15 protein-coding genes and 1 other RNA gene are annotated in these 12,950 nt (G+C 70.3%); 5 read left to right on the top strand and 11 right to left on the bottom strand.

What is annotated here, in order from left to right:
* Positions 1–10: 10 nt before the first annotated feature.
* The 3 genes from ACY0MJ_RS15925 to ACY0MJ_RS15915 all read right to left on the bottom strand — a co-directional run bounded on the left by ACY0MJ_RS15925 (position 11) and on the right by ACY0MJ_RS15915 (position 2,727).
* On the bottom strand, positions 11–1,315 hold the full coding sequence (locus ACY0MJ_RS15925; RefSeq protein ID WP_462639483.1) for an efflux RND transporter periplasmic adaptor subunit: 1,305 nt from the start codon (positions 1,313–1,315) through the stop codon (positions 11–13).
* A gap of 141 nt (positions 1,316–1,456) precedes the next feature.
* A complete protein-coding gene (rnhA, locus tag ACY0MJ_RS15920; protein ID WP_462639482.1) occupies positions 1,457–1,927 on the bottom strand; it encodes a ribonuclease HI in 471 nt (156 codons plus the stop codon).
* The gene (locus ACY0MJ_RS15915) at positions 1,924–2,727 is read right to left on the bottom strand and encodes a class I SAM-dependent methyltransferase (RefSeq protein ID WP_462639481.1); all 804 of its coding nucleotides are present in this window, start codon (positions 2,725–2,727) and stop codon (positions 1,924–1,926) included. The genes rnhA and ACY0MJ_RS15915 overlap by 4 nt, the downstream gene beginning before the upstream one ends.
* On the opposite strand from ACY0MJ_RS15915, the gene gloB reads away from it, so the two are divergent.
* From gloB to ACY0MJ_RS15895, 4 genes are all read left to right on the top strand, one after another.
* A complete protein-coding gene (gene gloB / locus ACY0MJ_RS15910) occupies positions 2,726–3,499 on the top strand; it encodes a hydroxyacylglutathione hydrolase (RefSeq protein ID WP_462639480.1) in 774 nt (257 codons plus the stop codon). The genes ACY0MJ_RS15915 and gloB overlap by 2 nt on opposite strands.
* Positions 3,496–5,001 carry a transglycosylase SLT domain-containing protein gene (locus tag ACY0MJ_RS15905; RefSeq protein ID WP_462639479.1) on the top strand — a complete coding sequence of 502 codons (1,506 nt, stop codon included), beginning with the start codon at positions 3,496–3,498 and terminating at the stop codon, positions 4,999–5,001. The genes gloB and ACY0MJ_RS15905 overlap by 4 nt, the downstream gene beginning before the upstream one ends.
* Positions 5,002–5,124: 123 nt before the next feature.
* On the top strand, positions 5,125–5,607 hold the full coding sequence (locus ACY0MJ_RS15900) for a YXWGXW repeat-containing protein (RefSeq protein WP_462639478.1): 483 nt from the start codon (positions 5,125–5,127) through the stop codon (positions 5,605–5,607).
* Positions 5,608–5,642: 35 nt separating this feature from the next.
* Positions 5,643–6,218 (top strand): hypothetical protein, encoded by a 576-nt coding sequence (locus tag ACY0MJ_RS15895; RefSeq protein ID WP_462639476.1) that lies wholly within the window; start codon positions 5,643–5,645, stop codon positions 6,216–6,218.
* A 37-nt stretch (positions 6,219–6,255) separates the two neighbouring features.
* Here ACY0MJ_RS15895 and ACY0MJ_RS15890 read toward each other — a convergent pair whose 3' ends face one another.
* The 7 genes from ACY0MJ_RS15890 to dnaX all read right to left on the bottom strand — a co-directional run bounded on the left by ACY0MJ_RS15890 (position 6,256) and on the right by dnaX (position 12,362).
* Positions 6,256–7,089 (bottom strand): ABC transporter permease, encoded by an 834-nt coding sequence (locus ACY0MJ_RS15890; protein WP_462639475.1) that lies wholly within the window; start codon positions 7,087–7,089, stop codon positions 6,256–6,258.
* Complete coding sequence (locus ACY0MJ_RS15885) at positions 7,086–7,919, bottom strand: ABC transporter ATP-binding protein (protein WP_462639474.1); 834 nt, start codon at positions 7,917–7,919, stop codon at positions 7,086–7,088. The genes ACY0MJ_RS15890 and ACY0MJ_RS15885 overlap by 4 nt, the downstream gene beginning before the upstream one ends.
* Positions 7,916–8,953, bottom strand: coding sequence for an ABC transporter substrate-binding protein (locus ACY0MJ_RS15880; protein ID WP_462639473.1), 1,038 nt, complete (start codon positions 8,951–8,953; stop codon positions 7,916–7,918). Before ACY0MJ_RS15880 ends, ACY0MJ_RS15885 begins: the two co-directional genes overlap by 4 nt.
* A gap of 119 nt (positions 8,954–9,072) precedes the next feature.
* Positions 9,073–9,486: an MAPEG family protein gene (locus ACY0MJ_RS15875; RefSeq protein ID WP_462639472.1), complete on the bottom strand. Its 414-nt coding sequence runs from the start codon at positions 9,484–9,486 to the stop codon at positions 9,073–9,075.
* A complete protein-coding gene (gene recR, locus ACY0MJ_RS15870; protein ID WP_462639471.1) occupies positions 9,483–10,076 on the bottom strand; it encodes a recombination mediator RecR in 594 nt (197 codons plus the stop codon). Before recR ends, ACY0MJ_RS15875 begins: the two co-directional genes overlap by 4 nt.
* Positions 10,077–10,080: 4 nt before the next feature.
* Positions 10,081–10,404: a YbaB/EbfC family nucleoid-associated protein gene (locus ACY0MJ_RS15865; RefSeq protein ID WP_462639470.1), complete on the bottom strand. Its 324-nt coding sequence runs from the start codon at positions 10,402–10,404 to the stop codon at positions 10,081–10,083.
* A gap of 11 nt (positions 10,405–10,415) precedes the next feature.
* Positions 10,416–12,362: a DNA polymerase III subunit gamma/tau gene (dnaX, locus tag ACY0MJ_RS15860; protein ID WP_462639468.1), complete on the bottom strand. Its 1,947-nt coding sequence runs from the start codon at positions 12,360–12,362 to the stop codon at positions 10,416–10,418.
* A 64-nt stretch (positions 12,363–12,426) separates the two neighbouring features.
* On the opposite strand from dnaX, the gene ffs reads away from it, so the two are divergent.
* Positions 12,427–12,523, top strand: an RNA gene (gene ffs / locus ACY0MJ_RS15855) — signal recognition particle sRNA small type.
* A gap of 54 nt (positions 12,524–12,577) precedes the next feature.
* Here ffs and ACY0MJ_RS15850 read toward each other — a convergent pair.
* Positions 12,578–12,931, bottom strand: a complete 354-nt coding sequence (locus ACY0MJ_RS15850) for an HVO_A0114 family putative DNA-binding protein (RefSeq protein ID WP_462639467.1) — start codon at positions 12,929–12,931, stop codon at positions 12,578–12,580.
* Positions 12,932–12,950 lie beyond the last annotated feature (19 nt).

Raw genomic sequence — 12,950 nt, 5'->3', positions numbered from 1 at the left:
AGCCTCCGGCTCAGCCCGCGGTGCCGGCGCGCGGCGCCGGCGCCGGGTGCGCGCCCCGGCCGCGCGGCGTCGACAGCGCGAAGCTGCCGCAGGGATTGCCCTTGGCGGCCACGACCGGCGCCATCAGCGGCGCCGGCGCACGGCGCGGACCGCCCTCGGGCGCCGCGCCCGCGGCGGCCGTGGCGTTGCCGTTGCCGCGCAGGTCCAGCACGCGCACGGGCGTGTTGTCCTTGCGGATGCGCTGGTGCCCGGCCGTCACGACCACGTCGCCCGGCTGCAGCCCCTGGGTGATCTCCACCTTGCCCGGCTGGCGGATGCCGACCTTCACCTCGACGCGCTGGGCGATGCGCGTGTCCTGGTCGGGGCCGTCCACCAGCTTGTAGACGTACTGGCGGCCGCTTTGCGGGACGATCGCCTCCTCGGGGATGATGCGCGCGTCCTCGCGCACGCCGAACACCGGCGTGACGCGGGCGAACATGCCCGGGCGCAGCTGCAGCCGGCGGTTGTCGATGCAGCCGCGCACGCCGATGGAGCGGCCATTGGCGTCCACCAGCGGGTCCACCGCCTGCACCAGCGCCGCGAAGCGCTGCCCGGGCAGCGCGTCGACCTCCACCACCGCCGTGAGGCCCGGGCGGATCTTGGTCTGGAAGCGCTCGGGCAGGCGGAAGTCCACGTACATCGCATCGAGGTCCTCGATGTTCACGATGTCCGCCCCGTCCTTGAGGTAGTCGCCCACGCTGATGTTGCGGATGCCGGCGATGCCGTCGAAGGGCGCGACGATCTTCAGGCGCGCCAGCGTCGCCTTGGCCAGGGCCAGCTTGGCCTCGGCCACCTGCAGGTTGGCGGCGCTCTCGTCCACGGCGCGCTGGGCGATGAACTTCTGCTCCACCAGCTCCTGGTTGCGCCGGTGGTTGGCGCGCGCGATCGACAGTTCGGCCTCGGCCTGCTTCACCTGGGCGAGCGGCAGCTGGTCGTCGAGCTGCACCAGCAGCTGGCCGCGCCGCACGCGTTGGGCGTCGCGGAAGTTGATCTGCGTGACGCGCCCCGACACCTCCGGGCGCAGCATCACGCTCTGGCGCGAACGCAGGCTGCCGACCGCCTGGGCGTCGTCCGTCAGCCGCATCGTTTCCACCCGGGCCACTTCGACGGCCGGGACGGCGGACGCGCCGCCGCCGGCCTGCCGCGCCGGTGCTTCCGTGGCCACGGCGCCCGCCGCATCGGCGCTGCGGGGCTGGTGCTGGAACCACCAGGCCGCACCGGATGCGGCCGCGATGCCCGCGATGGCTACGACGCTGTAGATGGACTTCGATCCCATGGAAGCTGATCCGTCGAATGTGCTGGTGCGCAGGGGCTTGCCGGCCTTTTTCCGGGCAAACGCCGCAATGTAACAGTCCGCAAGCCGGGCGGCATCCGGCATTGCCACAAAAGACGGAATCCGTGGGGTGCCGCGTGTCTTTTACGCGGTCTTTACATGCGGGGCCGACCCGCGCTGTGCGCTCTCCACCCCCATGTTGGCCAAGGCGTCGGCGCGCTCGTTGCCGGGGTCGCCGTTGTGGCCGCGGACCCAGCGCCAGTCGATCTCGTGGCCGCCGGTGGCGACCAGCTCGTCGAGCTGCCGCCACAGGTCCGCGTTCTTCACCGGCTGTTTGCTCGCCGTCTTCCAGCCCTTGGCCTTCCACCCTGGCAGCCATTCGGTGATGCCCTTGAGCACGTACTGGCTGTCCAGGTAGAGCGTCACCTGGCAGGGGCGCTTGAGCGCCTGCAGCGCCTGGATCACCGCCATCAGCTCCATGCGGTTGTTGGTGGTGCTGCGCTCCCCGCCGTGCATTTCCTTGACGGTCGGGCCCGAGCGCAGGAGCACGCCCCAGCCGCCCGGACCGGGATTGCCCTTGCAGGCCCCGTCCGTGTAGATCTCTACGTGGTTCATTCGATGGTGGTGAGGTCGCGCGCCTCGCGCTGCGTGCTGCGGTTGGCGATCGGCACCGGCGCGGTGGCGATGCGCTTGCGCTTCTTCCAGGCCGGGCCGATCAACTTGGCCCCGCGCACGCGCTTGACGGCGACGATGAAATAGAGGGCGCCGAAGATCGGCCACCAGCGCTCGCCCAGCGCGTCGACCCAGGCGTAGCGTTCCAGCCATTTCTCGCTGGACATGGCCGGGCGCCAGCAGCCGAAGCTGCTGGTCTCGACCTCGAAGCCGAGCAGCCGCAGCCAGTCGCGCAGGCGCCAGTAGCCGATGAACTCGCCCGCGTCCGGCAGGTACAGCTCGCCGAAGCCGAGGCGACGGTAGACGTGGGCGCGGCGCTGGCGCAGGCCCCAGAGGCTCGCCGGGTTCAGGCAGCAGACCACCACCTTGCCCTCGGGCACCAGCACGCGCTCGACCTCGCGCAGCGTCGCGTGCGGATCGACGTTCAGCTCCAGCGAATGCGGCAGCACGACGAGGTCGAGGCTGTTCTCCTCGAAGGGCAGCGCGCTGAAGTCGGTCACCAGGTGCGGCCGCACCGAGCCCTCGGCGGCGGCCTCGGCGGCCTCGGCCTCGCCGAGCGCCAGCCACTTGTGCGGCATGCGGTTGGCCTGCAGCGCGTCCAGCGCCGGCAGCCCGAGCTGCAGCGCGTGGTAGCCGAAGATGTCGCCGACGGCCCGGTCGAACTCGGCCCGCTCCCACGCCAGCAGGTACCTGCCAGGCGGTGTCTCGAACCACTGCTGCATTCCTATAATCCGGTCGCTCATGAAGTTGATCCCGCTGCCCGCCTTCCAGGACAACTACCTGTGGCTGCTCCACGACGGACAGCGGGCGCTGGTCGTCGACCCTGGCGATGCCGCGCCGGTGCAGGCGTATCTCGCCGCGCATGGCCTGCAACTGGACGCGATTCTAGTCACCCACCACCACGCCGATCACACCGGCGGCGTCGATGCGTTGCGCGAGGCGACCGGCGCCCGCGTCTGGGGGCCGGCGCGCGAGCGCGTCCCCGAGCCGCTCACGCGCCTGTCCGAAGGCGACCGCATCGAGGTCCTGGGCCTGCCCTTCGAGGTCTTCGACGTGCCGGGCCACACGGCCGGCCACATCGCCTACTACTGCGCCGACTTCGAAGGGGCGCCGCTCCTCTTCTGCGGCGACACGCTCTTTTCCGGCGGCTGCGGCCGCCTGTTCGAGGGCACGGCGGCGCAGATGCTGGACTCGCTTTCGAAGCTGGCGGCCCTGCCCGGCGCCACGCGTGTCTGCTGCACGCACGAATACACCCTCTCGAACCTGAAATTTGCCACAGCGGTCGAGCCGGGGAATTCCCAGCTGAGCCATTACCGGCAACAATGCGAGGCAAGGCGCTCGCGCGGCGAGCCCACCCTGCCCTCCACCATCGCCGTGGAGCAGGCGATCAATCCCTTCCTGCGCACGCGCCAGCCGGCCGTGGCGCAGGCAGCCCACGCGCATGGCGGGGCGGACCTCGCAGACCCGGTCGCGGTGTTCGCGGCCCTGCGCCAATGGAAGAACGAGTTCAGATGAAGAAGTACGAGCTGCTCGCCCTCGCCGCCCTCCTGGCCCTTTCGGGCTGCGCGACCACCATGGGACCGCAGGCGACCGTCGAAGACCGCGAGGTGAAGGCAGCCGAGGCGGCGCCGCTGCCCGCCTTCATCCCCCAGGGGCCCCTCAGCGCGATCGAACCGTCCGAGCTCAGCTCGCAGGCCATCAAGACCCTGGAGCCGCCGCCCGACCTGTGGGCGCGCATCCGCCGCGGCTTCGCCATGCCCAACCTCGAGAACGAGCTGGTGCACCAGCAGGAGCAGTGGTACGCCTCGCGGCCGGACTACATCGAGCGCATGACCGACCGCTCGCGCAAGTACCTGTTCCACATCGTCGAGGAGCTGGAGCGGCGCAACATGCCCACCGAGCTGGCGCTGCTGCCCTTCATCGAGAGCGCGTTCAACCCGCAGGCCGTCTCCAGCGCGCGCGCCGCCGGCATGTGGCAGTTCATGCCCGCCACCGGCAAGGACTACGACCTCAAGCAGAACGTCTTCCGCGACGACCGCCGCAACGTGCTGGCCTCCACCCGCGCGGCGCTCGACTACCTGCAGAAGCTGTACGGCATGTTCGGCGACTGGCACCTGGCCCTGGCCGCGTACAACTGGGGCGAAGGCAACGTGAGCCGCGCCATCGCCCGCAACGAGCGCGCCGGCCGGGGCACCGGCTACACCGACCTGGTCATGCCCAACGAGACGCGCAACTACGTCCCGAAGCTGCAGGCGGTGAAGAACCTGATCGCCGCCCCCGAGCAGTTCGGGGCCGACCTGCCGCTGATCGACAACCACCCCTACTTCCAGAGCGTCGCGATCGAGCGCGACATGGACGTCGCCCTGGCGGCCCGACTGGCCGACGTGGAGATCGAGGACTTCAAGGCGCTCAACCCGCAGCTGAAGCGCCCGGTGATCCTGGCGGCCGGCACGCCGCAGATCCTGCTGCCCTGGGACAACGCCACGGTCTTCAAGCGCAACTTCGACGCCTACAACGAGGGCAAGCTCGCCTCGTGGACGGCCTGGAGCGCGCCGAAGACCATGAGCGTGGCCGAAGCCGCCCGCCGCGTGGGCATGGACGAGAACGACCTGCGCACCGTCAACAGCATCCCGCCGCGCATGCTGATCAAGGCGGGCTCGGTGCTGATCGTGCCGCGCCGCGCCGGCACCGAGCACGACGTGGCGAGTCACGTGGCCGACAACGCGCAGCTGAGCCTGGCCCCCGAGGTCGCCACCCGCCGCACCGTGGTCCGCGCCGGCAAGCGCGACACCGTGGCGAGCATCGCCCGCCGCTACAAGCTCAGCCCGGCGCAGGTCGCGCACTGGAACGACGTCGGCAACAACGCCTCCTTCAAGCCCGGCCAGAAGGTCGTGCTGCACCTGCCGGTCCGCGCCACCCGGCGCGCCGCCGTGCGCGTGCGCAAGGGCGTGAAGCAGGTGTCGTCGCATCCCGCCAAGGCGGCGCCGAAGCGCGCGCCGGCGAAGAAGCGCCGCTGAGCCACGCGCCGCGGTCCTGCGCGTGCAGGACCGCTCCCACGGCCGCTGGGGCCCCGGGCTGATCCCGGGCACACCCGACCGACCCGACAGTGTGGTCATTGAATCCGAAATGGAGAAATGACCATGCGCAACAAGACCGTACTGGGTGCCGCGCTCGCAGGCGCCCTGATGGGCTTCGGGATCGCAGCCCAGGCCTACACCGCGATCGTCGCGACCCCTCCGACCGCCCGCTACGAAGCCGTGCCCGCCCCGCGTGCCGGCATGGTGTGGGCGCCCGGCCACTACGAGTGGCGCGGCGGCGAATTCGCCTGGGTGGAAGGCCACTGGATGCGTGACCGCCCGGGCTACGAGTACCGCGAGCCGCGCTGGGTGCAGCGCGCCAACGGCGAATGGATCCTGGTGGGCAACAACTGGGAACGCCGCGGCCCTTATGGCGACCGTGACCGCGACGGCATCGCCAACCGCTACGACGCCGACAACCGGCGCTTCGGCCCCTACGGCGACATGGACCGGGACGGCATCCAGAACCGCTACGACCGCGACCGCGACGGCGACGGCATCCGGAATTCGCGCGACCGCCATCCCGACAACCCGCGCCGCGGCTGATCGACGCCTTCCCCCGAACAACCAAGGAGTTTCACATGCACAAGAAGTCTGTTCTCGGCGCGGCGCTGGCCGCCACCCTGCTCGTGTTCGGCACGGCCGCCCAGGCGGCGCAGACCGGTCCCCGCCAGGACCTGGACCACGACGGCATCCAGAACCGCTATGACAAGGACCGCGACGGCGACGGCATCGCCAACAAGAGCGACCCGCAGCCCAACATCTGGAACAAGACCCGGCCGGCGCCGCACGCGCGCGACATGGACCACGACGGCATCGCCGACCGCAGCGACCGCGACCGTGACGGCGACGGCATCGCCAATGCGCGCGACGCCCATCCGGACCGCCCGGACGGCCGCCGCTATGCCCGCACCGGCCCGCGCGGCGACCTGGACCGCGACGGCATCCAGAACCGCTACGACAGGGACCGCGACGGCGACGGCATCGCCAACGCCCGCGACAGGCATCCCGACCGCTGGGACGCGCCGCGCGTGGCCAGCAAGTCGCGCGGCGACAAGGACCACGACGGCATCCAGAACCGCTACGACCGCGACCGTGACGGCGACGGCGTGGCGAACGCCCGCGACCACTTCCCGGACAACAAGAACCGGAGCTGATCGCCGTCATCCCCGCGCAGGCGGGGACCCAGGGCTTTCAGAGCTTTTCCGTCTCGCCCTGCCGCGGCTGCCACTTCATCAGCCGCCGCTCGATGGTCCCCACCAGGCCGTCGAGCGCCAGGGCGAAGGCGGTGAGCACCACGATGCCGGCGAAGACGGTGTTCACGTCGAACACCCCTTCGGCCTGCAGGATCAGGTAGCCCACGCCGCGCGCCGAGCCCAGGTATTCGCCGACCACCGCGCCGACGAAGGCCAGGCCCACCGAGGTGTGCAGGCTCGAGAACACCCAGCTCGTCGCGCTGGGCATGTAGACCGTGCGCAGCAGCTGCTTCTGGTTCGCGCCCAGCATGCGGGCGTTCGCCAGCACGACCGGGCTGACCTCGCGCACGCCCTGGTAGACGTTGAAGAACACGATGAAGAACACCAGCGTCACGGCCAGCGCGACCTTGCTCCAGATGCCCAGCCCGAACCACATCGCGAAGATCGGCGCGAGGATCACGCGCGGCATGGAGTTCGCGGCCTTGATGTACGGGTCGAGCAGCGCGCTGGCGAGCGGCGCGAGCGCCAGCCACAGCCCGACCGCCAGCCCCAGCACGGTGCCGATGCCGAAGGACAGCATGGTCTCCAGCAGCGTCACGCCCAGGTGGATGTAGACGTCGGCGCGGCCGGAGAGGCCTTCGGGGAACAGCGCGTTCGGCGCGACGTCCACGGGAACGAACCAGGACCAGACCCGGCCGGCCACCTTGATCGGCTCGCCGAGGAAGAAGGCCGTCTGCTCGTTGCGCGAGACCAGGTGCCAGCCCACCAGCAGCAGCACCAGCAGCACGATCTGCCAGGCGCGCAGGCTGCGATCGCTCGGTTGCCACTTCATCCGGCGGCCCTCTGCAGCTGCTGCGCGTAGCCCTTGAGCACCTCGTCGCGCAGCACGGCCCAGATCCGGCGGTGCAGCTCGACGAAGCGCGGGTCGTTGCGCACCTCCGCCACGTCGCGCGGACGCGGCAGGTCGATGGCGAACTCGCCGATCGGCCGCGTCGCCGGGCCCGCCGACAGCACGACGACGCGGTCGCTCATGGCGATCGCCTCATCGAGGTCGTGCGTGATGAACAGCACCGCCTTCCGCTTGGCCGCCCACAGCTCCAGCACCTCGTTCTCCATCAGCTGCCGCGTCTGCACGTCCAGCGCGCTGAAGGGTTCGTCCATGAGGATGATGTCGGGGTCGAGCGCCAGCACCTGCGCGAGCGCCGTGCGCTTGCGCATGCCGCCGGAGAGCTGGTGCGGGTAGCGGTCGCCGAAGCCGCCCAGCCCCACGCGCGACAGCCAGCCTTCGGCCTGCGCGCGTGCCTGCGCCTCGGGAACGCCGCGGTACTGCAGGCCCACCATCACGTTCTGCAGCGCGCTGCGCCAGGGCATCAGCGCCTCGGACTGGAACATGTAGCCCGCCCGGCGGTTGATGCCCACCAGGGGTTCGCCGAACACGCGCACCTGGCCGGACGATGCCTCCAGCAGGCCGGCGCCGATGTTCAGCAGCGTGGACTTGCCGCAGCCCGTGGGGCCCACCACCGACACGAATTCGCCGGCCCCCACCCGCAGCGTGGTGTGGGCGACGGCGGTGTAGCGCGCATCGCGCTCCTCGCGCGAGCGGAAGGTGACGGTGATGTCGTCGAGTTCGAGGGCGTGGGCGCCCTCCGCCCCGGCGTTCACGCCTTGTACTTCTCTTTGGCCCGGCGGGCGAACTCGTTGGTGTAGGTCTTGGCCAGGTCGATCTTCTCCGGCTTGATCGTCGGGATGAAGCTCGCCAGCGCGCGCAGCGCCGTCTTGGCGCCCTCGTCCGGCAAGATGCCGTCGAGCGCGATCGCTTCGCGCACCTTGTTGAAGGAGGCGAGGTACAGCGCGCGGTCGCCCAGCAGGTAGGTTTCCGGCACGGTCTTGATGATGTCGCTCGGGCCGGCCGTCTGCAGCCACTTCAGGCCGTGCACGATCGCGTTGGCCAGCGCCTGGCAGGTGTTCGGGTTGGCCTTGACGAAGTCCGAGTGCGTGTAGAAGCAGGCGGCGGGCATGGGGCCGCCGAAGACCTCCTGCGTGCCCTTGAGCGTGCGCGTGTCGCTGATGATGCGCACGTCGCCCTTCTGCTCCAGCATGGTCATCACCGGGTCGGTGTTGCTGATGGCATCGATCTGGCCGGAGCGCAGGGCCGCCAGCGCGGCGGCGGACACGCCCACGCCGACGTAGCTCACGTCGGTGGCCTTCAGGCCGGCGCGCGCCAGCACCAGGTTGGAGACCATGTTGGTGGACGAGCCCGGGGCCGAGACGCCGATCTTCTTGCCGCGCAGGTCCGCCAGGCCCTTGTAGCGGGGCATGGTCTTGGTGGACACGCCCACGGCGATCTGCGGCGCGCGTCCCATCAGGACGATCGACTGGATCGCCTGGTTCTTGGACTGCATGTTGATGGTGTGCTCGTACGCGCCGCTCACGACGTCGGCCGAGCCGCCGATCAGCGCCTGCAGCGCCTTGGAGCCGCCCGAGAAATCGGAGATCTCGACGTCCAGGCCCTCGGACTTGAAGTAGCCCAGCTGCTCGGAGATCGTGAGCGGCAGGTAGTAGAACGCCGCCTTGCCGCCGACGGCGATGGAGACCTTGCTCTTTTCCAGCTTGCCTTGCGCGCGGAGCGTTGGCACGGCCACGGTGGCGGCGGCGAGCGCGGCGAAGCGGCGCCGCGTGAGGGAAGTTGTCGTCATGGCGGACCTCTCTTTGGACTTTTTTTGGACTGCCGGGAGCTTAGCCACCGTGCTGCGACGCCGCATCGGGACGATCCCCCTGCGGGTTTCCACCGTAACACGGGGGCGGAGGCGTTCGCCTAGTGCCAGCCGCTGACGAAGATGGCGATGTTGACGAGGAAGGCGAGGCCCCAGATCGCCGAGCGCGTGGTGGGCAGCCCGGCGACGTACATGGCGATGTAGATGACGCGCAGCGTGACGAAGAGCACCGCCAGGATGTCCAGCCGCGTTTGCGGCGCGCCCAGCTGGGGCGCGATGATCACCGCGCCGATGAAGAAGGGCAGCGCCTCGAAGCTGTTGGCCTGCGCCGCGTTGGCGCGCGCCTGCCAGCCCTGCTGGCGCGCGAGCCAGCCGCGCGGGTCGGCGTTGTCGAAGCCGCCCTGGCTGCGCGGGCGGCCGAGGCCGCGGAACTTGGCGAGGTAGGCGCAGGCGTAAGGCAGCAGCGCCGCGATCAGCACGCACCAGTACGCCACCGTGAAGCGCGCGTAGTTCATTGGGTCCTCCTGTCCACCAGCGCGTGCGCGATGGTCCCCAGGTCCACGTATTCGAGTTCGCTGCCCGCCGGCACGCCGCGGGCGAGCCGCGTGACCTTGAGGCCCTTCTGCTTCAGCGCCTCGGCGATCACGTGCGCCGTGGCCTCGCCTTCGGCGGTGAAGTTGGTGGCGAGGATCACCTCCTGCACCTCGCCGTTGGTGGCGCGCGCGAACAGCTTGGCGAGGCCGATGTCCCTGGGGCCGATGCCGTCGAGCGGGCTGAGCTTTCCCATCAGCACGAAGTACAGGCCGTTGAAGGCCTGCGTGCGCTCCATGGCCGCCTGGTCGGCCGGCGTCTCGACGACGCACAGCTTGCTGCGGTCCCGCTGCGGGCTGCGGCACGTGGCGCAGACCTCGTCCTCGGTGAAGGTGTGGCACTCGCTGCAGTGGCGCACGCGGGTGGCCGCCTGCTCCAGCGCGCGCGCGAGCACGTGGGCGCCCTCGCGGTCGTGCTGCAGCAGGTGGAAGGCCATGCGCGAGGCGGACTTCACCCCCACGCCGGGGAGGCGCCGCAGGGCCTCGACCAGGGCCTGGAGGGAGGCTTCGGCCAAGGGCTCAGAAGGGCAGCTTCATGCCGGGGGGCAGGCCCGCGGTGAGCTTGCCCATCTTCTCCTGCGTGGTCTCTTCGGCCTTGCGCACGGCGGCGTTGAAGGCGGCGGCCACCAGGTCCTCCAGCATGTCCTTGTCGTCCCCGAGCAGCTCCGGGGCTATGGTGACGCGCTTGACGTCGTGCTTGCAGGTCATGACGACCTTCACCAGGCCGGCGCCCGACTCGCCGCTCACCTCGATCGTGGCCAGCTCTTCCTGCGCCTTCTTCAGGTTGTCCTGCATTGCCTGCGCCTGCTTCATCAGGCCGGCCAGCTGTCCCTTGTTGAACATGGTTGCTCTCTCTAGTGTTTGGCGATCGGTTTGATGCTGCCGGGAACGATTCTCGCCCCAAACTCGCGCTGCATCCGCTGCACGAAGGGGTCGTTGAGGATGATCTGCTCCGCCGCCTGCTGCCGCTGGGCCGCGGCGGCCGCGTTGCGGCGGGCGGGGCTGTCGGTGATGGGCCCGACCTCGACCGAAAGGTCCACCGCATGGCCGGCCGCCTGCAGCGCGGCGCGCAGCCGCTCGCGGCTCGCGGGCTGGTTCAGCGACTCGCGCTCGACGCGCAGCATCCAGTGGCCCTCGTCGCGGGCGACCAGCTGCGCCTGCAGCGCGAGCTCGCGCACGAGCGCGGTGATCGCTTCGCGCTCGACCAGCTGCTGCACGGTCGCCTGCCAGAAGTCGCCATCGGGCGTGGGGACGACCGTGGGCACGCCGGCGGGCGCTTCGCGCAAGGGTTCGGGCTGCACGCGCACGGGCACGCCCATGACGTCGCCGTTGGCGCGCGCGGGGGCGGCCTGGCGGGGCGGGGTTTGGCGGGGTTCGACCACCGGGAGGACGTGGCCGGGCGGGGCGGTGGGACGCGCCGGGGCGTTGCTGGGGTTCGCCTGCGGGCTCACCGCCAGCCTACGGGGGTCGGGTTGGGGGACGGGGTTGGCGGTGGGGTTCGCTTCGCTCACCGCCACCCTACGGGATGCGTCGGGGTGCGAGGTGGCGTTCGTGGTGGGGTTCGTGGGCTTCGTAGGGTGGGGTGACGCAGGAACCCCACCGCCGGCGGCACCCGCCGCCGTAGGCTGGTGGTGAGCCGCCAGGCGAACCCCAGCACCACCCCCGCCTTCATTCAAAGTTTTTTTTTCCTGCACCCCCGGCTTGAACGCCAGCAGCCGCAGCAACACCATGGTCAACCCGGCGTATTCGTCCGGCGCCAGCCCCAGCTCCGCCCGCCCGTGCAGGCAGATGCTGTAGAGAAGCTGCGTCTCGTCCGCCGGCATCAGCGCCGCCAGCCGCGCGATCGCCGCCGCCTCGTCGTCGCCCGGGTCCGCGCCCTGCGCCGCGTCGGGCACCGCCTGCAGCACCGCCATGCGCTGCAGCACCAGGCTCATCTCCTCCAGCGCCGCGCCGGCGCTCAGGCCGTGCAGGCGCAGCGCCTCGGAGGTCTCGACGACCGCCTTGCCGTCGCCCTGCGCCAGCGCCTCGACCAGGCGGAACACGTGGCTGCGGTCGACGCTGCCCAGCATCTGGCGCACGGCCGCTTCCTGCAGCTGGCCGCCGCCGAAGGCGATGGCCTGGTCGGTGAGCGACAGCGCGTCGCGCATGGAACCACGCGCGCCGCGCGCGAGCAGCCGCAGCGCCTGCGGATCGGCGGCCACGCCCTCGGCGTCGAGCACGTGCGCCAGGTGCGCCTGCACGGTCTCGGGCGCCATGGGCCGCAGGTTGAACTGCAGGCAGCGCGAAAGCACGGTCACCGGCACCTTCTGCGGATCGGTCGTCGCCAGCACGAACTTCAGGTACTCGGGCGGCTCCTCCAGCGTCTTCAGCATCGCGTTGAAGGCGTGGCCCGTGAGCATGTGCACTTCGTCGATCATGAAGACCTTGAAGCGACCCTGCACCGGCTTGTAGACCGCCTGCTCCAGCAGCGACTGCACTTCGTCGACGCCGCGGTTGGAGGCGGCGTCGAGCTCCGTGTAGTCCACGAAGCGGCCGCTGTCGATGTCGGTGCAGGCCTGGCAGACGCCGCAGGGCTCGGACGTGATGCCGCCCTGCCCGTCCGGGCCCTGGCAGTTCAGCGACTTGGCCAGGATCCGCGAGACCGTCGTCTTGCCGACGCCGCGCGTGCCGGTGAAGAGGTAGGCGTGGTGCAGCCGCTGCTGCTGCAGCGCATTCGTCAGCGCCTGCACCACGTGCTCCTGCCCCACCATCTGGCTGAAGGTCCGGGGCCGGTACTTCCGGGCGAGCACGAGGTACGACATATCCGCTCGATTCTAAGGTGGCGTCCGGCGAACTCGTCCGTGCACCTCGCCTACAATACGGGGTGACGGGCCTCCCCGCATGGTGAAGCGGCCAACCGGGTCAGGTGGGGAACCAAGCAGCCCTAACTGTGGAGCCAGTGCCGGGGGTAAGGCTCGTCAACTTCATTCATCGCGCGCCCGGCCCGATCTGTGGGGGATCGTGACCATCGGCATGGTCAAGCCGTCGCCCAGATCTTGAACTCCGTAGCGTTGGCGACCGGACGCACCTGCTGTTTTTCACGGCGCAATGAAACCAGGCCGTACCGCTCCATCGTCCTGAGCGTGCGAGAGAGGTTGCTCGGCTGCCGGCCCGTGACCTGTGCCAGCTCCGCCATGGACTGCGGCGCGGTCTCCTGGATCACCTTGAGCAAGGCGCGGTTCGAATCGCTCAGAACCTCTGCCACCGAGCGCATGGACGTGAACCAGATCTTGGGCTCGCCGGGCCTTGGCTTGTACTCACCCTTGGCAATGGCAATCGCCCGGGCCCGGATCTTGTCTTGCGGCATCACGCCGATCACGATGGTCTTCATGTCAACTTCCCTGCGTCGC

This window comes from Ramlibacter sp. bp-362 (assembly GCF_054956735.1).
Note: the sequence above shows the minus strand (reverse complement) of the source record. Positions and strands in the feature narration are given on the sequence as shown.